Raw genomic sequence first — 21,438 nt, 5'->3', positions numbered from 1 at the left:
CTGACTAAATACAAGTGTATTGATCTTACTCATTCATACTAAGATTATGAATAATTTTTGGAGGAAACAACCATGTCTACTTTTGGCACACGATTAAAACGACTGCGTATTAATAAGGATATGACCCAGCAGGATTTTGCTGAGCATTTTGATTTAAACAAAAGCTCGATTTCCAAGTACGAGAAAGATAAAAACCTTCCTGAAAACCAATTGCTAGTTGAAATCGCCGATTATTTTGATGTATCGGTAGACTATTTGCTTTGTCGAACTGACAACGCCACCTCACTCAATGACGCCAAACTCAAATCAGAGGGATCGCTAAACTCGGCCGAACAACTCGTTAAGCCATTAGAAATGAAAGACCTGCTCGGCCTGTTCGGATATGCGATGACCAGCGAAGAGGGTAAAAAGGAAATCCTGGATTTCATTAACTTCAAACATGAGGTTCTGATCCAGCACTACGCTAAAAAAGAATAACACAAAAAAGAAGCTGTTTTCGGACAGCTTCTTTTTTGTTATCGATAAACTACCGTACCGACCAATGACCAAGGGGTCAGACCCTTGTTAATCTCTTGGTTCCATTTTCTCGAGGCTCTTGAGCCATTGGGTGGCATGGGCATCGGAGGGCATCCGCCAGTCACCGCGGGGCGAAAAGGATACCGAGCCTACCTTTGGGCCGTCGGGCTGGCAGTTGCGTTTAAACTGCTGGCTGAAGAAACGGTGGTAAAAGTTCTTTAGCCATTTAAAAATAACCGCTTTTTCGTAGATACCGTCAAAAGCTTTACTGGCCAGGAAATATACTTTTTCCGGCGAGAAACCATGGCGCACCATTTGATAGATAAAGAAATCGTGGAGTTCATAGGGACCGACTGTTTCTTCTGTTTTTTGGGCGATTTTTCCATCGATATCGGGAGGCAGCAGTTCCGGGGAAACCGGAGTATCCAAAACATCATAGAGAATTTTGCGAATCTCCGCTTCGGGTGAATGGTCTGCCACCCACTTAACCAGATAACGGATCAGGGTTTTGGGGACACTGGCATTGACGCTATACATTGACATGTGATCGCCATTATAGGTCGCCCAGCCTAGCGCCAACTCGGATAGATCACCAGTGCCGATGACGATCCCACCCAACTTATTGGAAAGATCCATCAGGATCTGGGTGCGTTCCCGAGCCTGGGAATTCTCGTAGGTTACATTGTGGAGATCGATCGGGTGGCCGATATCGTTAAAGTGTGCGGTACAGGCCGCAACAATCGAAATCTCATGGAAGGTCGCACCAAGTCCCTTGATCAAGGCCACCGCGTTATCATAGGTACGGTCAGTCGTGCCAAAGCCGGGCATTGTGACGGCATGAATTTTTTCGCGCGGGATACCAAAACGATCACAGACACTAACGCAAACCAGCAGTGCCATGGTGGAGTCGAGCCCGCCGGATATCCCGACCACCATCGGGGCATTACCAAGATGCAACAGACGTGTCGCCAAACCGATGGTTTGGATATTAAAGATCTCTTCGCAGCGTTCACTGCGGCGATTTGGGTCAGCCGGAACAAAGGGCTGGGGATTTATTTCCCGTTCAAAATCATTGGTGCTCAACGTTTCAAATGCAATGGTGCGGTAGGAATGATCCTTGAGCAGATGCACCGATTCGCCAAAGCCATGCTGCATTTGTCGGTCATGGGTTAAGGATTCAACATCGATATCAGCGATTAGCAATTCATTGCCCAGATTAAATTTGGGCAGTTCCTTAATCAATATTCCCCGTTCACAAATAATCGCATTTCCACCAAACACCAGATCACTGGTGGATTCCCCAAATCCCGCTGAGGTGTAGAGATAGGCGGCATTACAGCGACCCGACTGGGAGCGGATCAATTCTCTGCGATAATCACTTTTCCCGACCACCTCGTTGCTGGCGGAAGGATTCAGAATCACAGTTGCCCCCGCCAGGGCGTGAAAGCTCCCTGGTGAAATGGGTACCCACAAATCCTCGCAGATTTCGAGCGCGACCACAAATTCTTCGCGATGAACATGCTGAAAAAGCAGGTCTGTTCCAATTGGAACCCTTTGCGAACAAATGATAATTTCTGTTTTACTCAGCGATTTTGACGAGGCAAACCACCGTTTTTCATAAAATTCCTGATGATTGGGAATGTAGGTTTTAGGCACAATACCCAGTATTTTACCATCGTTTAACAGCACCGAGCAGTTATACAAACTCCCGTTAATGGCCAGTGGCAAGCCGACTGCGATCAGCATCTTCTTACCGTCAGACCATTGGCACAGACTATCAAGAGCCTTTACCGCATTCATCTGAAGCTCGCGCTGAAAAAACAGATCCCCGCAGGTATAGCCGGTGATTGCCAACTCCGGAAACAACAATACCTCAACACCCTGATCCCAAGCCTTGGCTGCCATCGTAATGATTTCACTGACGTTATATTGACAGTCTGCCAATTTTAGTTTAGGAACAGCACAGGCCGTTCTAAAAAATCCGTATTTGTGCATCTATTTCACCCTAACTTTTTATATTTTTCATTTTTCTCTTTTCGATGACTTTTATTATATCGCCATTTATGATCAATGACAATCTTATTTTATTTTCCACAGCCTGTGTTTAACCTTGATTTTATTATGCACAATTGCCCTGTTTGTTGTTTTACCATTACATTGGCGCTATTGGCGGTTTCCCCAATTAATCAACAAGGTTATCCACATTGTCCACAGGGGAAACCAAAGTTATCCACAGTTTTATGAAAATATTATCCACAAACTTAAAGTTATCCACAGTTTTCTTGTTGGCATATCTTGTATGTCATCCCATAAAAAAAATCAAGATCTAGGATCTCGATTTTTTTATCGACTATTTTTTGGTGGTCAAAGCAGCTTTAACGAAGCTCAAAAACAAGGGATGGGGTTTATTGGGACGGGATTTAAACTCAGGATGGGCCTGAGTAGCGACAAACCAGGGATGATCTTTAATTTCAATCATTTCAACAAGCACCCGATCAGGAGACATTCCTGAGAATACCAACCCCTTTTCTTCAAGTTGCGTAATGAAATCATCATTGACCTCATAGCGATGACGATGTCGTTCGCTAATGTTTTTTTCACCATAGGCTTCACGAGCTTTTGAACCTTCTAGTAATTCACAGGGGTATAATCCCAAACGCATGGTGCCACCCATATCAATGATTTTTTTCTGTTCTTCCATCAGATTGATGACGGGATAAGCAGTTTCTGGATCCAGCTCGATACTATGAGCACCGGCCAGTCCGGCCACGTTTCTGGCAAATTCGATGACCGCCAACTGCAGACCCAAGCAGAGGCCTAAGAAGGGGATCTGGTGTTCTCTGGCATATTCAATCGCGTGAATCTTACCTTCCACCCCGCGATGGCCAAAGCCTCCGGGCACAAGGATGCCATCGAGATCTTTGAGCACCCGGTCAACATTTTCTTCGTTGATGTCTTCGGAGTGAATCCATTTGATGACAACCTCGGAGTTATTACCAATTCCACCATGACGGAGCGCTTCCGCTACCGACAGATAGGCGTCGTGAAGTTCTACATATTTTCCGACCAGACCAATAGTAACTTTGTTTTCCAGGCTTTTGGCTTTTTTAACCAGGTCTTTCCATTCGCTCAGTTCTGGTTCGTTACACTCGATATGGAGTTTTTCGCAAACCAATTCAGCCAGACCTTCTTTTTCAAGCATCAATGGCACTTCGTAAAGTTCTGCCGCATCCATATTAACAACCACGGATTTTTTATCAACATTACAGAACAGCGATATTTTTCCTTTCAAACTGTCATCGACTTCTTTTTCAGATCGAAGCACAATAATATCCGGCTGAATCCCAATACTCCGGAGTTCCTTAACGGAATGCTGGGTTGGTTTGGTTTTTAGTTCGCCCGCCTTTCCCAGATAGGGCAGCAGGGTAACATGGATGTACAAGACATTTTCAGCCCCCAGATCCCCCTTGAATTGCCGGATTGCTTCCAGATAGGGCAGGCTTTCGATGTCGCCAACGGTTCCGCCAATTTCGGTGATCACCACATCCGGATGGCTGTAATCGGTGACGCGCAGAATGCCATCTTTTATTTCGTCGGTAATATGAGGAATAACCTGAACAGTGCCGCCCAGATAATCGCCCCGACGTTCTTTTGAGATGACATTCCAATATACTTTTCCGGTGGTGACGTTGCTGAATTTAGACAGGTTTTCATCGGTGAACCGTTCGTAGTGACCAAGATCCAAATCCGTTTCGGCTCCGTCATCGGTGACAAAAACCTCTCCATGCTGATAAGGACTCATGGTTCCGGGATCGAAGTTTAAATAGGGATCAAATTTCTGGATCGAGACCTTCAAGCCTCTAGACTTCAGCAAGCGACCCAATGAAGCACTTGTAATGCCCTTTCCTAAAGAAGATACCACACCACCAGTGACAAAAATATACTTTGTTTGCATTAATTTACAGGCTCCTTTTTCTTTTACATTTTCTTGATTATTCCAACAAAAAAATCACTACAAAAAATGAGTTTTTTTTTTGCAGTGATGCAATTAACAATACTACTAGTTTAACAGTTTTTTTTTTTAATACAATAAGAATTTTGATTTTAATAACAATTTTTTTATAATACCATTTTTTTCTTAAAGAATAAAGAAAAAAATACAAATAAAATGACAAAGAGAACCTAAGATTACAAAAATATGAAACAATTCATGAAAACCAAATATTTCACTAAAATTCGGTTTTTTGATGGCATAGATGACCCCGCCAATCGTGTACATCACCCCGCCGCCAACCAACAACATAAACCCTGGTAACGGCAAGGCTTGATAGAGCGGTCCCAAAACAAAAAGGGCAAACCAGCCCTGAAAAATATAGAGTCCGGTTCCCAGCCAGCGGGGCATCGTGATCCAGGCTACTTTAAGAACAATCCCGATCAGCGCGACGCCCCAGATCGCCACCATCATCGCTACCCGCATCGTTCCGGTCAGACACAACAGGCAAAACGGGGTGTAGGTGCCGGCGATCAGAATAAAGATCATCGCATGATCCAATTTTTTCAGATGCAGAATTTTTTGCTGATCCCCCTGAGCGGCATGATAGGTAAAGCTGGTGCCATAGAGGCAGACCAATCCCACCCCAAAGGCCAACACCGAAACCACGGTCAATGGGGTCACATTATCACTAGCGATGATTAAAAAGAGCATCGCAATGATACCAAACACGGATAAAACCGCTCCGATTAAATGGGTTAACGCATTCATTGGTTCTCTAAAATGATTCATACTTTTGTCCTCTCCATTTCGCAATCGTTGATTTACGCTTTTCTTACCGCCACACCCTCAAAATCTTGATGGGTAGTCGCCTGACCCGGGGGAATAATACAAAAGCCTTCTTGCCATTGGCCAGTTACCAGTTTTTCCAGCGGTGAAATGCTGCCCTGCTCGACCACCACCTCTAAATCAATCAGTTCACCGATATCGTTCACCCGGGGAAGATGCTGATCCACCGGGTAGGCCCCAGTATCGATGAGCATCAGGTTTTTATAATTTTTAAACATCATGTTCATAACCCGCCTGGCCCGTCTTTCGCCATATTTTTCGAGATTGTGCTGGAATTCCTTATCAAGCGATTTTTCGCCCTTTAACCATCCCTGAGTTAAGAAATAGGTGGATGTCCGGATCCGCTCAAGGTTTTCCTTTTCTGAGAGCAGGATATCGATGCAATCGCCGTAGCGGGGAATAATCAGGGTGGCCTTGTCGCTTTTTAAACCCAACAGCCCGTTGCCGCAGTTGCCATAGGCAAACAAGAGCTGGTCATAGCCTGCTTCAGCTTTATCAATTTCTTCCTGAAGGGCATTTTTGAGTCGTTCTGGGGAGTCATGGAGGAGATTCGACATCCAGACCGTATCCACTTCCACGCCGGTTCGTTGCAATGCCATTTCGACCTCATCGCGGATGGTTTCACAAGCGATTAATAATCTCTTCATTTATTTTACACCTTTTTTCCATTTACTCTACTAAGAGTATTATTTATGTACTATTTTTCTGCACTATATCCAGTATAACCAAGATTCCTTTGTTTTCAAGGAAAATTTCAGATAAAATTTCCCCTCGATAATTTTTTGTCAATAAGCGACTTTATGTTATAATAGCAACGTCAATCAATCTTAATATTAGGAGAATAAAATGGATAAAAGTTTATTTCGAAAAGAAATTCTGGCACGTCGTAAAAAAATTTACTGTGCTGACACCGATGCTAAAATTATCGAACAATTCCAAGATAGTGATCTTTATAAAAATGCCGACTGGATTATGGCCTATGTCAGCTTTGGAACCGAAATCTATACCCATGATTTTATCAAACGCGCCTTAGCCGATGGTAAACACGTGGTCGTTCCGATCTGTAACATCGAAGATCATACAGTCACCCTGTCAGAGCTGATCAATTTCCCCGACGATCTGGAAGAAGGCCATTACGGAATCTTAGAAGTTCGTGAAGAATGCATGCGGATTGTTGACCCCAAAAAACTTGATCTGGTGATGGTTCCCGGTTGTGCCTTCTCGCCCTCCGGACACCGAATGGGTTTTGGCGGCGGCTATTATGACCGCTTTCTAGAAACTATCAATGACGACTGTATCACTGTTGCGCTGATCCGGGAAGACTTTATTTTTGATACAATCCCGATGGAAGCGCATGACAAAAGTGTCCAGTTCATGGTTACTGAAAAATGTGTCAATTGCTGTCCGATCCAGGAGGCCTGATTTAAAATGAACGTTACCGAAGCCATCCGCTACATTGAAGCAACGCACAAGTTTGGCACCCGACTGGGTCTGGAAAGTATGGGCCGGTTACTGGATGCGATGGGCAATCCCCAGGATAAGCTCAAGTTTATTCACATTGCCGGCACCAATGGAAAAGGGTCTACCTCGACGATGATCGCCACCATCTTAACAACCGCCGGATACAAAACCGGTTTGTTTACCTCGCCCTTTCTGGAAGCCTTTAACGAACGGATTCAATTAAATAACCAACCCATTGATGATGACAGTCTGGTTGCTGCGACCATTTTTGTTAAGGAACGGATTGAAGCCCTGATGGAAGAGGGCGAACCCCATCCCACCGAATTTGAAATGGTTACCGCGGTAGGACTACAATATTTTTTCCAACAAAGGGTCGATTTTGTCGTTCTTGAAGTTGGTCTGGGCGGACGACTTGACGCCACCAATATCATCAAAGATCCGCTGGCGGTTGTGATTATGGGCGTCAGTAATGACCATAGCGATTACCTGGGAAACACCCTGGCTAAAATCGCTTATGAAAAGGCCGCGATTATCAAGGAAGGCTCCGATGTCATTGTTTATCCCCAGGAACCGGAAGCCTTAAAGGTTATCCTGGATTTTGGTGCCTCCAAAAATGCCAATGTCGTTTTGGTTAACCCCGATGATATTTCGATACTCAGCCATACCACCCACAACCAAACCCTCAAATACCAGGGCGATCATCTTTATCTTGATGGTTTTTCCTTAAAACTCCTCGGCGATCACCAATCACTAAACTGCCTCACGGCACTGGAAGTAATTGCCCTGCTTATCCGTAAGGGTTACCCGGTCAGTTCGAGTCAGATTAAAAAAGCATTGGCGGCAGTTGTTTTTCCTGGACGTTTTGAAATCTTCCTTGAAAAGCCGGTCGTTCTGATTGACGGAGCCCATAACAGCAACGGCATTCAGGCCTTTGTCCGTAATATGAACCAGTATTTCCCTAACCGCATCATCAACTTGTTTTTTGGGATGCTGGAAGATAAAGATATCGAAGAATCGCTATCTTATCTGGTTCCCGTCGCCAGCACCATTCATACCCTAACCCCTAACAGTGACCGCGCCATGCCAGCTGAAAAAATGGCCGCCCTGATTCAAGATAGCTACGGAAAAAGTGTCGACTTCTACGATACCATCGAGGAGGCGATCAAAAGCATCGATCTGACCAAAAGCGATGAGGTCAATGTTTTTGTCGGCTCACTTTACATGATTGGTGAAGCCCGGAGTTTGATTCGAAAACATTTGTTGTAAGAAAATTAATTTTCTTACATTGTAACCCTTAACGCATAAAAAAGGGGCGATCACGGATCGCCCCTTTTTCTATGCTATTACTCTGCTTTTATTCTTTCAGCGCGCTGGTCAGCAGTCGGATCACCGCTTCTTTATCGGGCGCATGAAAAAGCGCATTTCTGATCACCGTGGCATGATCAAGCCCCTTGGTATAAGCGGCCAGATGCTTGCGCATTTCGCGCAGCCCGGCGTCTTCATTTTTAAGCAGCGCCAGCAAGTCAAGATGGCGGATCGCAACCGCGACCCGCTCTGCCGGAGTTGCTTTTCCCAAGGCTTCACCAGTCTTTAAATAATGGTTGATCTCGCGAAAAATAAAGGGATTGCCAATCGCTGCCCGGCCAACCATCAAGCCGTCCACTCCGGTCAATTCGAGCGCTTTTTGAGCCGCTTCACCGCTGTTGATATCGCCGTTTAAAATAATCGGAATTCCAGCATTTTTCTTGACCTCAGCAATAATTTCCCAGTCGGCCGAGCCCGAATAATAAGCTTCGCGGGTACGTCCATGAATGGTTAAGGCCGCCGCACCGGCTTCCTCGACCCCTTCAGCGATTGCCCGGATATTGATGCTCTGATCATCCCAGCCGATTCTGGTTTTAACAATCAGGGGCTTGTCTGACGCTTGTGCCAGTGCTCTAACGACTTCAAAAAATAGCTCCGGGGTCTTTAGCAAGGCCGAACCTTCGCCGTTTTTAGTAATCTTAGGAGCCGGACAGCCGGCATTGAAATCTAAAAAAGCATAGTCAGTGGCATTGATATACTGGCTAACAACCTCTGCCAGAATATCCGGATCGGATCCGAACAGTTGAATACCTGCTGGCGCTTCATCCTTACAGGTCAGCATTAAATCAGCCGTCTTATGATCCTTATAATACAGACCCTTGCCACTAATCATTTCTGAAAAGACTAGACCAGCTCCAAATTCTTTGGCGATCAGCCGAAAGGGCAGGTTGGTATAACCGGCCAGCGGTCCTAAAAAAAGAGGGGTTTCAATTGAAACGTCCCCAATTTTAAGTGATTTATTGCTTTGTTCTGTTTTTAATTCTATGTTCATCGCTTGACCTGTTTACCTAAAATTTTTATCGTGGATAATCTTCAGCCCTTTAAGTGACAGTTGCGGGTCATAAACCGTGATGGATTTCGTTTCCTGGTAAAACAGTCGGCCATATCCACCGGTTGCCACCACCTTCATATCGCTGATCCCAGTTTCTTTTTTGATTTGTTCGATGATGTACTCAACCTGACCGATATAACCATAAACCAAACCAGCCTGCATACTGGTAACTGTATCTCTAGCCAATATTGAGGGTGGTTTTTTAATTTCAATGTTAGGTAGCTTGGCGGCATTCTTCCATAAGGCATCGATTGAAATCTGAATCCCCGGGGTGGTCACCGCTGCTGCAAAGGCACCATCACTCGTGACATAATCGAAGGTGGTTGCTGTGCCAAAGTCAGTCACGATCACCGGGCCACCGTAGATGTTATAGGCCGCTACCGCATCGACAATCCGGTCTGCTCCGACTTCCGACGGATCCGAGGTGTTAATGGGCATCCCGGTCTTGATTCCCGGCCCCACCACCATCGGTTCAACACCAATATATTTCTTGATTCCATTGGTCAGTGAATACATGATGTTTGGTACCACTGAAGCAATGATCACACTAGTGACTACTTCAACCGATATTCCCGAGTTTCTGAAAAAGGATTTAATCAGCACCCCATACTCATCTGAGGTTCGCGGTGTTTTAGTGACAAAGCGCCAGGAATAGGGGATATCATCCCCAACCAGCACTGCCAGTTCTGTATTTGTATTTCCGACATCAATCCCTAGAATCATTTTTCCTCCTACTATCCCTATGTTTCGCTATTACAAAAGCACCCCGACCTTAGCCCTCAGTGTTTGTTTTTATACGTTGCGCAATAGAACGTTCCCCGCTTTAAGTTGATCTCATCTCAGTCCGCTCGGCTCATTGATGAAAGCAGATATTCACCGGATTTTATGTTTAACGCTTCGGCAAATTGGGCTGCCGATACTTTTTTCTTTCCCTGATCCTGCACCTTCTTTATCAGTATGCTACCATTAGCTGTCCCAACTGTAAAGCCCTGCTCGTTAATTACTTGACCGACTTCACCGGGATCGGATTCCAGACTGGATTCAAAAATTTGAGCCTCCCAAATTTTGAGTTTTTGGCTGCGAAAAACTGTATGCGCTCCAGGTGAAGGATTAGCGCCGCGAATCAAATTCACAATCGTCTCTGATGAATCATGCCAGTCAATTGCCACATCATTTTCAGTAATTATCGGTTGATATGTCGCTTTTTTTTGGTCTTGCGGTATTCGCGGTGCGATTCCCTTACGAATCAGCTCGACTGCCTCAGCAATCAGCCTTACCCCTAATGGGTATAGCTGGTCATAATAAACTGAACCGACTGTATCTGTTGGAGTAATGGTGACTTTTTCCTGAAGAATAATATCTCCAGAATCAACGCCCTCATCAACATAGTGGATTGTCACACCGGTTTGATGTTCACCATTTATTATTGCCCAGTTAATTGCCGAACCACCCCGATATTTTGGTAACAGTGACGGATGGTAATTGATCGCTCCCTGTTTGGCCATTTTTATGACCGTGTAGGGTATGATGTCACTAACAAAAGCCAGCACAAATAGATCCGGTTTTAAATCCTTGGCAATTTCGATCACCTGCGGGTCTTTAAGGCGGTTGGGACTTTTTCCTGGCGGTTGAAATATCGGAATATTTTTTTCAGCTGCGAACGCCTTTAGTGGATTGGGTTTTCCGGTCGGATCATCGGGAATCGTCATCACACCAACTACTTCTTCACCCTGCTCTATCAAGGCTTCCAGACAGTCTTTTCCAAAGAGAGCCTGTCCAATCAAAATGATTTTCATTCAAAGCACCTCCTGTTACTATTTTTTTGCTACTATACATTTAATGTTATACCCAAGAATGTGAAATTCAGTTATTAATCCCGGCTTTTTTTTGTACTTTTTCGATAAAACGCTTTCTTTCGACAATAAAACGCTGATGGCTTGCTTCACCGATTTTTTCGGTTTTATCCCATGCTTCAATCTCAAAATTCAAGGCTCTTTTCTCATGATTGACCAGTTTCGCGCGAACGTTAATTTCCATCCCAACCGGAGAAGCTGCAATGTGTTTTAAATCAATATGGGTTCCCACGGTTGTGTTTTCTTCTGGCAATGAAATATCAAGGCCTTCAAATGCGGTATTTTCCATCCATGCCACTAAACGAGGGGTAGCCAATACTTCTTCGCCACCACTTCCGAGTGCTAATGCGGTATCTTCTTTATTGATAAAGAAACTTTTCTCATAACAGGTTCCTACTCTGAACTCTTCCATTTTAATCCCTCACTCTTGATAATTTGATTTTATTATTCTATATCATCTTTTAAAAAAAGCCGTTATATTAACGGCTTTCTCTATACTAATTATTCAATTTCGGCTTCAATCGCAACTTCAACCATTTTTTCGTCTTCTAGCTGCTCTTCTTCTGGCTGCTCTTCTGCTGGCAACTCTTCGAACAAGGCTCTAAATTCTTGACCAGTTACGGTTTTGTCTCTGAGCAGGCGGGTAGCAACTTCTTCCAGCTTTTCCTGATGGGTTTCGAGAATCGCGCAGGCTCGATCAAAGGCATTTTCGACAATGGTGCGGATCTCCTTATCGATAACAGCAGCAACCTCTTCACTGTAATTACGCGATCTTCCCAGGTCGCGACCCAGAAATACTTCGCCGCTTTCGGGATGTCCAAAAGTCATTGGTCCCAGATGCTCACTCATGCCCCACTCGGTTACCATGCTTCTGGCAATCCGGGTGGCTCGTTCAATGTCATTGCTGGCGCCGGTGCAGATATCATCCAGGGCAATCTTTTCAGCTGCCCGTCCGCCTAGCAAACCGCAAATATTTTCTAATAATTTACTTTTACTCATATGCTGACGATCATCGTCCGGTAGTGACAGAGTATAACCTGCTGCCATGCCCCGAGGGATAATCGAAATCTCATGAACCGACTCGCAATTGGGTAGCAGATGCATAACAATCGCGTGGCCGGCTTCGTGATAGGCGGTGATATGTAAATCATCCTGATTGATCACCTTGCTTTTCTTTTCAGGGCCGGCAATAACCCGTTTAATGGCTTCTTCCAGCTCGGTCATGGTGATAAATTTACCATTATGTCTGGCGGTCAATAGTGCCGCTTCGTTCATCAGATTTTCCAGATCAGCTCCGGTAAAGCCTGGCGTTCCTTTGGCAATGATGCCCAATTCTACTTCTGGCGCCAGAGGTTTATCTTTTTTATGAACATTGAGAATTTCTTCCCGACCTTTTACATCCGGTACGCCCACCGTAACCTGTCGGTCAAAACGTCCCGGTCTCAATAGCGCCGGATCAAGGATATCAGGCCGGTTGGTCGCGGCAATAATGATAATCCCCTCGTTTACTCCAAATCCATCCATTTCAACCAGCAATTGATTCAGGGTTTGTTCCCGTTCATCATGTCCGCCGCCGAGGCCAGCGCCACGATGACGACCGACCGCATCAATTTCATCAATAAAAATAATACAGGGGGCGTTTTTCTTGGCATTTTCAAAAAGGTCTCGCACTCGAGAAGCACCGACCCCGACAAACATCTCCACGAAATCCGAACCACTGATGGTGAAAAACGGTACCGCCGCTTCCCCAGCCACCGCTCTCGCCAGAAGCGTTTTCCCGGTTCCCGGAGGGCCGACTAATAAGATTCCCTTAGGTATCCGGGCACCCAGTTTACGATAACGATCCGGTGCCTTTAAGAAATCAACAACCTCTTCAAGTTCTTCTTTCTCCTCATCCGCACCGGCGACGTTTTTAAAGGTCACCTTGGTTTCTCCCTCAACGTGAAGCTTTGCCCGACTCTTTCCAAAGGACATCACCTTACCGCCGCCGCCGCCAGCCTGTTGGCTGAAGACGAGGAAAAACACCACCATTAAAACGATCAGTACCACCGATGGAATTAATGAAATCCACCAGGAATCCTGCTGTTTGGTAATGGTTACCTTAACATCATTCTCATAAATATAAGGTGTTACCTGCTCATCAATTACATATTGGGGAACCACCGCCTCAAATGTTTCTCCGTTTCGCAAAACACCAGTGACATTGGAATTGTTTATTTCAATCTCAGTGACCTGATTATTCTTTAGTTCAGTGAGCAACTCGCTATAAACAATGGTTTTAACCTCTTCCTTCATCGGGTTTAAAAAGGTTACCGCAACAATTATGATTAATAGAATTACTAAATAAAACCCGATCATCTTAAGGTATTTATTCAAAAAACATCACTCCTCTCAATTTCGTATTTTTTTTCATTGCTCTGCTATACTTATTCATATACTTCTCGTTTTAAAATTCCGATAAATGGGAGGTTTCGATACTTTTGGGCATAATCCAAACCATACCCAACCACAAACTCATTGGGTATTTCAAAACCGATATAATCGGCAATGACCCGCTGTTCGCGACGTTCCGGCTTATCCAGCAACGAACAAACCTTGACATCTTTGGCTCCTAGAGCTGCAAAGCGGTTCAATAAATATTTCAGGGTATTGCCGGTATCAACAATATCTTCAATCAGCAAAATACTACGGCCTTTAACATCCATCGATAAATCGGCCTCCAGCTTAATTTCTCCCGAACTGCGTGCTTCAGCCCCATAGCTGGATGCTTTTAAAAAGTCAATCTCCAGCGGAATTGGAATCTTTCTGATTAAATCTGCCATAAAAACTGACGATCCTTTCAAGACTCCAATCAAGATGGGGTATTTCTCCCGGTAATCTTCGGTAATCTTTTCTCCAAGTTCTGCGACACGTTTTTCTAATGCCTTTTCATCAACCAAAATTTCCTGAATATCGGCTATCACACTTTTCTCCTAACATAAGGTATGTTACCCTAATTATATTTTTTGAATCATCATCGGCCAGAAATCGCTGATTGATCGCATGACCGAGAATCCACAACACTTCGTTATCGATCACCAACAGCGGAATTTCATTTCTTCGATTCCGGTCGACTTTTTTATCGATATAATATTTTTTTATGGATTTCTTTCCTGCCATACCAGCGGGGTAAAAATAATCGCCCGATCGCCGGCTACGCAAAATCAATCTGCCCTTTATTTTATCATAATCAAAATATTTTTCACTATGATTTTCTATTTCTTTGGAAAAAAAAACACCTTTTTTTTCTAAAATCATCCTGACTAATCAACGCTGTTTCAATAATCAGGTGTTCCTTCGAAAAAATATAGGTTTTATTTGGGTGAATCCGTTTCGGAACGATCATGTCGTCCTTAACTTCTTGTTTTTCTGTCACCATAACCCGATGATAACGGCGGGTTACTTGAACCTTATTAGGAAAGTGGATTTCCCATATCGTTTTATTGCTCTTTAGTAAACTACTTAGAGCAGTGATATGATTGTACTCAATTTCCTTTAAACTACCCTTAAATTTAAAAATCGACCGCCGCAATATTTCTTTCTGAACGACCGCCTCTTCATTTAACCACAAATCACGGTCAATCAACACCATCTTCTCTTTAGCGGTCAGAATCTGGGCTTCGATCTGATCCACATATTTCTCAAAAAATGCCTCGTATTCATTGGCAATTTTTGTAAATTCGTTAAAATGGACTTCGGCTTTGGGATTAACCTCTAAAATCATCGGCATAATATCCAGGCGAATTTTGTTGCGGGTATAATCTCTTTGAAAATTACTGGCATCCGTTCGAAAGGCCAGTTTGTGAATTTCACAATACTCCAGGATTTCTTTTTTTTGAAGACAGAGAAAGGGTCGGATATATAAATTGTCGCGACTGGATTTAATGCCCGACACACCCTTTACGCCGGTGCCCCGAATCAGCCGCATCAGCATCGTTTCGGCCTGGTCATTGATATGGTGACCCATCGCAATCCGGTTATAGCGATGCTGCTCGGCGATGGCCATAAAAAAATCGTAACGCTCTTTGCGGCCAGCCTCTTCAACAGAAATCTTTTCAGTTCGGGAAATCTCCTGGATATTCCGTTGCCTTGAGAAAAAAGGAATGTTTCGATCCTGACAAAAGTTTCTCACAAACGCTTCATCGGCATCAGCTGCCTGACCCCGAAGACCATGGTGAAGATGCGCGACGCCAATCGAAATTTGAAATCGGTCAGCAAATTTGTCCAAAAAATACAACAAAGCCAGCGAATCTGCTCCCCCGGATACGCCGATGAGAACATGATCGCCAGCCTCTAAAATTCCCTGTTCTTCAATATACTGAATTACTTTTTTCTCCATGGCTTCACCACTTCAACAAATTCTTCAACTCACTCTATAAATACTCTATAAATAAAAAATGGTGGTCGCAACAGGGCTCGAACCTGTGACCCCCTGCTTGTAAGGCAGGTGCTCTCCCAGCTGAGCTATGCGACCACGAAAATACTGGTATTATCAATTCATGCAAACAAGTGGTGACCCCTAGGGGACTCGAACCCCTGTTACCGCCGTGAAAGGGCGGTGTCTTAACCGCTTGACCAAGGGGCCACAGATAAGTATGAATTTTTTTATGGTAGCGGCGAACGGAGTCGAACCGCTGACACTACGGGTATGAACCGTATGCTCTAGCCAACTGAGCTACGCCGCCATGAAAAAAGAATTTGTAAATTTGGTTGCGGGAGCAGGATTTGAACCTACGACCTCCGGGTTATGAGCCCGACGAGCTACCAAGCTGCTCCATCCCGCGATATAATTAATTGAGCAAGTTTAATGTGATCATTTTAAAAAGTGATCATTAAAAAAGTGGTGCCGAGGACCGGAATCGAACCGGTACGGTCGAAAGGACCGCAGGATTTTAAGTCCTGTGCGTCTGCCAGTTCCGCCACCCCGGCACTTTTTCGTCTGTCCCCTTGCTCGAGGGACAAGTGTTATTATACGCCCATTCAAACCTAATGTCAAGCTTTTTTAGAAATTTATTTTATTATTTATTTTCCATCACAAAACGGCGATAGGCTGCGCCCTCAAGGTTATCATAATCACAAACCGTAAAAACACTTTCACCGGTAATTTTGAATATATTCAAAAGCAAAAAAGCCCCGGCCAGAATAATGTCGGCTCGTTTCGCTTCTAGACCTACCATATTTTGCCGTTCTTTGATGGTTTTACTGGCCAAACTGTCAATCATTTGTTCTAGCTCATCTTTGGTGATGGTACTCTGATGAACCATCTCACTGCAATAGGTCTTAAGCTCCTGCTTGATCGTCGAAAGACTGGTCGCGGTTCCACCAATACCGATCAGTTTATAGGGCTTGCTCGGCAAAAATCCCTTTGTCTTTTTTTCAAACTCAGCATAAATCCTTTCGTTCATCCGCTCCAGTTCCTGAAAAGTTGGCGGATCAGAAAAAAGATACTCTTCGGTACAGCGAACACAGCCCAGATTGATGCTCATCATTCTTTTTATTTCATTGTCTTCGCCATAGATCAATTCGGTGCTACCACCGCCGATATCAAAAATGAGAATTTTTTCATCAAAGCACTGCGACACCCCAACAAATCCAAGCTCTGCTTCTGCTTCTCCTGAGACAACCTCAATTTCAAAGCCCAACTTTTCTTTAACAACGTCAAGATAAGCGGCCGTATTATCGGCATCGCGCATGGCACTCGTACCAAATAAATAAAATTCTTCCACCTCATAGTCGGCAGCGATGTTCTTATATTCTTCGAGTGCTTCGATATTTCGTTTTTCGGCATCGGGATGAAGTCGCCCGGTTTGATTGACACCCTGACCCATCCTTGTATAGCGGACGGATTTATTAACCCGCACCAAATTCCCCTGGTCGTTTCTAAAGATCAGCATCCGGGTCGAATTGGTACCAATATCAATCACGGCCAGATGTCGCTTCTTTTCTTTTATTTCGCTCTGCTCAAATGCAGCCCCATCTAAGTCACTATTGCATTTATTGTTCAACTGTTTGCCCCTCGCTTTCTGCCACATTTTCCTGGTTTATAACTTTTTCCTGGATTTCCACAATGATTATGGTTTCATCAGGATAATATAATCCCAGGTATTTGCGGGCAAAATTTTCCACATAGTTTTTGCTGCCCATTTGTTTGACCTGTTCGTCTAATTGATTGCTTCTTATTTTTTCGTTTTCGATTTCTTGGGTGATCTGGAGCTTTTGCTGATCCAGTTCAAATATTTTTATGGCATTAGCCAGATAGATGTAGGCCGTAAACAGCACTGTCACAAGAATTGCCAAGGCAATGATCATGCGACGCCTGATCAGACTTTTGGTTTTTTCATTCATCTTCATTTCTTCATTTCCGGCGGAGCGGTTTTATAATTCCCGGTACATCTCTGCTGCTTTGTCCTTAGGAGCATGTTCCAGCAATAAAAGAACCTCCACCTTTTGTTCTCCATCACCATAACGAATGGTAATAATATCCCCGGGCTTGACCTGGTCTCCCGGTTTAGCGACCTGATCATTAATGGAAACCCGACCCCCATCACAGGCGTCTTTTCCCACTGTCCGACGTTTGATAATTCTGGCATTCTTTAAAAATTTATCAATTCTCATGTGTCCCTCATCAATTCTAAATCAAAAATCTTAAAACAAGACCCTAAATAAAACAAAAAGCCAGAGCATCGCCCCGGCTTCTGTAACTTTGCTTACTTATTTACTTCATCCTTAAAGCCTTTACCTGCTTTAAAGCCAGGGGCTTTAGAGGCCGCTATTTCGATGGGTTCTTTTGTGCGTGGGTTAAGACCTGTACGAGCTGCACGTTCTCTAACCTCAAAGGTTCCAAAACCTACCAACGATACCTTGTCTCCATTTTTCAAGGCATCTACCACAGTGTCTAAAAAAGCAGCTAATGCTTTCTCTGAATCTTTTTTTGATAAATCCGATTTTTCTGCCATTTGGGCAATTAATTCTGATTTGTTCATTTTTTCCTCCATCTGATAGTTTCCAGTATTCTATTTTAATATTATACGCGCGTTCGCCTGTAAATTACAAGTTTTTTTTGCTTTTTTCGGTTTTTTCCACTACTAAAGCCCTTTTGAGCGATTCCAAGCCTGATCCAACTGCTCAAAAGTATAGTCACTCAAAGATTTTTTCTCTTGACTCGCAATTTTTTCCATTTTTTCAAAGCGTCCAATGAACTTTTCTGTCGCCTTCCTGAGCACCATTTCCGGCTGAAGGTTAAGTAAACGAGACACATTAACGACTGAAAAAAGCAGGTCACCCAACTCTTCTGCACTCTTTTCTGCATTATTTTCCTGTAGTGCCGCCCTTAATTCGAGGCTTTCCTCATCAATTTTTTTAAGCGCGGCGGTTGGATCCGGCCAGTCAAAACCGACTTTGGCAGCCTTTTTCTGGACCTTGCAAGCTTCCATTAAGGCGGGCAATGCCTTGGGTATTTTTTTCATTTCAGCGGCCAATCCGGGACTTTCCAACGATTCTGCTGGCTCACCTTTTTCTAGTCGCTTAATCGCATCCCAGTTGGTTTCAACCTGATCGGGATTAAAGCTTTCCTTATCGATAAAAACATGGGGATGACGTCTGATCATTTTCTCATTGATCCCGTCAATTACCTGGTTGATATTAAAGCGACCAGCCTCACTGGCAATTTCGGCATGAAAGACAATTTGAAATAAGACATCCCCCAATTCTTCTGCCAGATTATCCCAATCCTGATTTTCGATCGCCTCTAAAACCTCATAACTCTCTTCAAGCAGATAATTCCTGAGACTTTCATGGGTCTGGCTCCGATCCCAGGAACAACCGCCATCAGCTCGCAGTGCTTTCATCATCTCAATGGTACCCTGGAATCCCTGATAGGCTTTGTTTTCGGCCGGAATATACAGGCTGGTCAAGTGATTGATGGCAGTCACCCGATCGAGCTCATAGAGACAAATTTCCACTCTTTTTTCATGGCCGGGAATCCCGGAATTGATTAGCAGGATCACTCTTTTTTCGGGATCATAAATTTCCATTAGTTGCAGCTTGAGCTCTGAAGCCATATGCTGGTCATAGACCTGGGTCACTAACGCCCCAATCCGGGGATTGGGCGGATTTTTGAGGCAATCAAAGGCATCGATAATTTTAAGTCCATGAATGGGATCTTCTTCAAGACTATTCAAGGTCACATCAACGAAGCTGACGCCCGGATAAATCCGATAATTGAGCCCTTCTGCCTTCGCAGCTAAAATCAACTTTTCAACGGTTTTTTCGCCAAACAGCGGATTGCCAGGAACCGCATAAACCAGCTTTTCAACCGTTTTAGCGGTTTCAATAAGCTTTGCCACGATTTTGTCGTAAACCGCTTCAAAGGAGCCTTCCTGCTCATAATAGCAATCAAAACTCTGATATCTGATGGCTTGGTCATGAATAAAAGCGATCACCGGATGAACCGCGGTGCGGAAAAAATTGGGACTGGGATCTTTTAATAATGCTAATGTTTCGAGGGTAATCTGGCCCGGACTGCCCGGCCCCAAACCGACTATATCTATTTGGTGCATGTTTTATTTCCTTTCTGAATCGATTACTGATGTCTACTGCGACGATTTTTGCGGCCGGGGATTAATCGCTCAAGCCGCCGAAAATAGCTTAATAAGGTTCGACTTCCCGGCAGTAGCTTTATTTCAGCTTCGGTTATTCCTTTAATTAAAACCAGCACAAAGGAGTAAATCAAGATGCCGATGATTACTGCTAAGATAATTCCCATAAATCCCCCCAATAATGAAGTGATCGACTTATAGCTAAAGAATACCGCAATCCCCATCACGACGGCCGCAATCAAGGGTTTTAATGCAGTGTGGATAAAATCTACCTTGATGTGGGTATAGCGCTTAACCGACGCGTAATTGGCGATTGTCAGATAAACAAAGGTGATCATGCTGCTGATGACGATCCCCTGGATATTAAAAAATGGAATCGACAAAAATATCCAACCGGTAATGAAGCGAATGATAATCGCTACCCCCAAATTGATCAGCGGGATGCGAAAGCGGTCGATCGATTGGAGAATGCTCTGAAAGGTATTGGAAAGCATCATAAAAATCGTCGCGTAGGAAAAGGTACATAAAATAAATCCGCCATAGGGTGAACCCGGAAAGAGCAGATCAAAGATGCCGTAGGATAGCACCGACAAACCAATACAGGAGGGAAATGCTACCAATAGAATAACCCGAATCGCCAATACGATCTTTTGATTCATAGCTTTTCGATCGCGCATCGCAAAGGATTCCGAAATCGCCGGAATCATTGCCACTGCCAGATTGCCGCTGATAATTAAGGGAATTGTGATCAGGATCTCAGCATTGGTAAAATCGCCAAACATCATCGTAGCGGTTATCTCATCGATGCCAGCCACGCCCAGGCGGGACACGTAGATAAATGAATCGACCGTCGAAAACATTGCCACCAGGGCTGATGTCAAGGTGACCGGAATCGAGATAATCACCAGTCTTTTGAGTAGCGCCCGGTTAGAACGCTGCGGTTTCCGGGTTCTTGTTTTTAACAGCCGTCTATTTTGGGTGACAAAGCTGCGGTATAGGTAGGCCAGTAAAATAGCCGCCACCAGACCGCCGGCAGTGGCACCAAAAACCGCTCCACCAACTCCCAGACCAATCCCAAACTGACCGACAAAGACCCAGCATAACAAAACGCCTAGAAAAACCCGAACAAGCTGTTCCAAAATCTGTGAAACAGCGGTCGGGGTCATGATTTGAAAGCCCTGAAAAAAGCCCCGAAAGGCCGAAACAAAGGAAATAAACAGGGGTGCCAGGGCAATCGCTACCAAAGCTGGATAACTTTCAGCCGTCCAACTGGCTGTTTCAATAATCCATTCGGCGCCAAAAAATAAAAACAGGCTCGATAAGGCGCCCAGTACTCCTAAAATCAGAATCGACAGTTTAAAGACCCGATGGGCAGTTGCATATTCATTTTTGGCAATACTCTCGGACACCATTTTGGAGATCGCCACCGGAAAGCCAACCGTGGAAACCATCAGCAGCAAATTGTAGATACTGGTGACATTCCCATAGATACCATTTCCGTAGCTTCCGACCATCTGGTAGAGAGGTATCTTAAAAAAGAGGCCCAACAGCCGGGAAAAGATCCCCGCCGCGACCAGGATACTGGCACCCTTTAAGTAATTTGATGTTCGCTTTGACATAGATAAACCTCTTTTGTGCTTTGTTGCAAGTTGACTAATGCTTCTTTGCAGATTGTTTTTTATTATATCTTACCAACTATCGATACACAACCAAAAA

The 21,438-nt window shown here is 44.3% G+C and carries 21 protein-coding genes and 5 tRNA genes; 3 read left to right on the top strand and 23 right to left on the bottom strand.

Features of this window, described 5'->3' with window-relative positions:
* Positions 1–72: 72 nt before the first annotated feature.
* Positions 73–477, top strand: coding sequence for a helix-turn-helix transcriptional regulator (locus tag QZ998_RS00205; RefSeq protein WP_296557017.1), 405 nt, complete (start codon positions 73–75; stop codon positions 475–477).
* Positions 478–564: 87 nt separating this feature from the next.
* Here the strand turns inward: QZ998_RS00205 and QZ998_RS00200 are convergent, their stop codons facing one another.
* The 4 genes from QZ998_RS00200 to QZ998_RS00185 all read right to left on the bottom strand — a co-directional run bounded on the left by QZ998_RS00200 (position 565) and on the right by QZ998_RS00185 (position 6,003).
* Positions 565–2,511 (bottom strand): NAD(+) synthase, encoded by a 1,947-nt coding sequence (locus QZ998_RS00200; RefSeq protein WP_296557016.1) that lies wholly within the window; start codon positions 2,509–2,511, stop codon positions 565–567.
* A gap of 355 nt (positions 2,512–2,866) precedes the next feature.
* The gene (locus tag QZ998_RS00195) at positions 2,867–4,471 is read right to left on the bottom strand and encodes a CTP synthase (protein WP_296557014.1); all 1,605 of its coding nucleotides are present in this window, start codon (positions 4,469–4,471) and stop codon (positions 2,867–2,869) included.
* A 183-nt stretch (positions 4,472–4,654) separates the two neighbouring features.
* Complete coding sequence (locus QZ998_RS00190) at positions 4,655–5,299, bottom strand: hemolysin III family protein (protein WP_296557012.1); 645 nt, start codon at positions 5,297–5,299, stop codon at positions 4,655–4,657.
* 32 nt (positions 5,300–5,331) lie between these two features.
* Positions 5,332–6,003 (bottom strand): DUF1638 domain-containing protein, encoded by a 672-nt coding sequence (locus QZ998_RS00185; protein ID WP_296557010.1) that lies wholly within the window; start codon positions 6,001–6,003, stop codon positions 5,332–5,334.
* Positions 6,004–6,202: 199 nt separating this feature from the next.
* On the opposite strand from QZ998_RS00185, the gene QZ998_RS00180 reads away from it, so the two are divergent.
* Together QZ998_RS00180 and QZ998_RS00175 are read left to right on the top strand one after the other, a co-directional pair.
* On the top strand, positions 6,203–6,778 hold the full coding sequence (locus QZ998_RS00180) for a 5-formyltetrahydrofolate cyclo-ligase (protein ID WP_296557009.1): 576 nt from the start codon (positions 6,203–6,205) through the stop codon (positions 6,776–6,778).
* Positions 6,779–6,784: 6 nt separating this feature from the next.
* Positions 6,785–8,083, top strand: coding sequence for a folylpolyglutamate synthase/dihydrofolate synthase family protein (locus tag QZ998_RS00175; protein ID WP_296557007.1), 1,299 nt, complete (start codon positions 6,785–6,787; stop codon positions 8,081–8,083).
* Positions 8,084–8,171: 88 nt separating this feature from the next.
* Here the strand turns inward: QZ998_RS00175 and dusB are convergent, their stop codons facing one another.
* From dusB to QZ998_RS00080, 19 genes are all read right to left on the bottom strand, one after another.
* The gene (dusB, locus tag QZ998_RS00170; RefSeq protein WP_296557006.1) at positions 8,172–9,173 is read right to left on the bottom strand and encodes a tRNA dihydrouridine synthase DusB; all 1,002 of its coding nucleotides are present in this window, start codon (positions 9,171–9,173) and stop codon (positions 8,172–8,174) included.
* Between the two features lie 12 nt (positions 9,174–9,185).
* The gene (locus QZ998_RS00165) at positions 9,186–9,956 is read right to left on the bottom strand and encodes a type III pantothenate kinase (RefSeq protein WP_296557005.1); all 771 of its coding nucleotides are present in this window, start codon (positions 9,954–9,956) and stop codon (positions 9,186–9,188) included.
* Between the two features lie 116 nt (positions 9,957–10,072).
* Entirely contained in the window at positions 10,073–11,029 is a 957-nt protein-coding gene (fmt, locus tag QZ998_RS00160) for a methionyl-tRNA formyltransferase (protein WP_296557004.1), read from the bottom strand.
* 67 nt (positions 11,030–11,096) lie between these two features.
* Entirely contained in the window at positions 11,097–11,498 is a 402-nt protein-coding gene (locus QZ998_RS00155) for a thioesterase family protein (protein WP_296557001.1), read from the bottom strand.
* Between the two features lie 89 nt (positions 11,499–11,587).
* Positions 11,588–13,444, bottom strand: coding sequence for an ATP-dependent zinc metalloprotease FtsH (ftsH, locus tag QZ998_RS00150; RefSeq protein WP_296557055.1), 1,857 nt, complete (start codon positions 13,442–13,444; stop codon positions 11,588–11,590).
* Positions 13,445–13,512: 68 nt separating this feature from the next.
* A complete protein-coding gene (gene hpt / locus QZ998_RS00145; RefSeq protein WP_296556999.1) occupies positions 13,513–14,049 on the bottom strand; it encodes a hypoxanthine phosphoribosyltransferase in 537 nt (178 codons plus the stop codon).
* Positions 14,018–14,245: a tRNA lysidine(34) synthetase TilS gene (tilS, locus tag QZ998_RS00140; protein WP_296556997.1), complete on the bottom strand. Its 228-nt coding sequence runs from the start codon at positions 14,243–14,245 to the stop codon at positions 14,018–14,020. The genes hpt and tilS (QZ998_RS00140) overlap by 32 nt, the downstream gene beginning before the upstream one ends.
* Before the next feature lie 85 nt (positions 14,246–14,330).
* Positions 14,331–15,464 carry a tRNA lysidine(34) synthetase TilS gene (gene tilS / locus QZ998_RS00135; protein ID WP_296556996.1) on the bottom strand — a complete coding sequence of 378 codons (1,134 nt, stop codon included), beginning with the start codon at positions 15,462–15,464 and terminating at the stop codon, positions 14,331–14,333.
* Between the two features lie 59 nt (positions 15,465–15,523).
* A tRNA-Val gene (locus QZ998_RS00130) sits at positions 15,524–15,599 on the bottom strand.
* Positions 15,600–15,635: 36 nt separating this feature from the next.
* Positions 15,636–15,710: transfer RNA gene (locus QZ998_RS00125), tRNA-Glu, on the bottom strand.
* A gap of 23 nt (positions 15,711–15,733) precedes the next feature.
* Positions 15,734–15,810: transfer RNA gene (locus QZ998_RS00120), tRNA-Met, on the bottom strand.
* Positions 15,811–15,832: 22 nt separating this feature from the next.
* Positions 15,833–15,909 (bottom strand) — tRNA-Met (locus QZ998_RS00115).
* 57 nt (positions 15,910–15,966) lie between these two features.
* A tRNA-Leu gene (locus QZ998_RS00110) sits at positions 15,967–16,054 on the bottom strand.
* 89 nt (positions 16,055–16,143) lie between these two features.
* Positions 16,144–17,130, bottom strand: coding sequence for a Ppx/GppA phosphatase family protein (locus QZ998_RS00105; RefSeq protein WP_296556994.1), 987 nt, complete (start codon positions 17,128–17,130; stop codon positions 16,144–16,146).
* The gene (locus QZ998_RS00100; RefSeq protein ID WP_296556992.1) at positions 17,120–17,476 is read right to left on the bottom strand and encodes a septum formation initiator family protein; all 357 of its coding nucleotides are present in this window, start codon (positions 17,474–17,476) and stop codon (positions 17,120–17,122) included. Before QZ998_RS00100 ends, QZ998_RS00105 begins: the two co-directional genes overlap by 11 nt.
* A gap of 24 nt (positions 17,477–17,500) precedes the next feature.
* The gene (locus QZ998_RS00095; RefSeq protein ID WP_296556989.1) at positions 17,501–17,740 is read right to left on the bottom strand and encodes an RNA-binding S4 domain-containing protein; all 240 of its coding nucleotides are present in this window, start codon (positions 17,738–17,740) and stop codon (positions 17,501–17,503) included.
* Between the two features lie 92 nt (positions 17,741–17,832).
* Entirely contained in the window at positions 17,833–18,120 is a 288-nt protein-coding gene (locus tag QZ998_RS00090) for an HU family DNA-binding protein (RefSeq protein ID WP_296556988.1), read from the bottom strand.
* Between the two features lie 90 nt (positions 18,121–18,210).
* Positions 18,211–19,683 carry a nucleoside triphosphate pyrophosphohydrolase gene (mazG, locus tag QZ998_RS00085; RefSeq protein WP_296556986.1) on the bottom strand — a complete coding sequence of 491 codons (1,473 nt, stop codon included), beginning with the start codon at positions 19,681–19,683 and terminating at the stop codon, positions 18,211–18,213.
* 23 nt (positions 19,684–19,706) lie between these two features.
* Entirely contained in the window at positions 19,707–21,341 is a 1,635-nt protein-coding gene (locus QZ998_RS00080) for a polysaccharide biosynthesis protein (protein WP_296556984.1), read from the bottom strand.
* Between the last annotated feature and the right edge of the window lie 97 nt (positions 21,342–21,438).

The sequence above is a fragment of the uncultured Acetobacterium sp. genome, assembly GCF_927416815.1.
GTDB lineage: Bacteria > Bacillota > Clostridia > Eubacteriales > Eubacteriaceae > Acetobacterium.
This window is presented reverse-complemented; position numbering and strand designations above follow the sequence as displayed.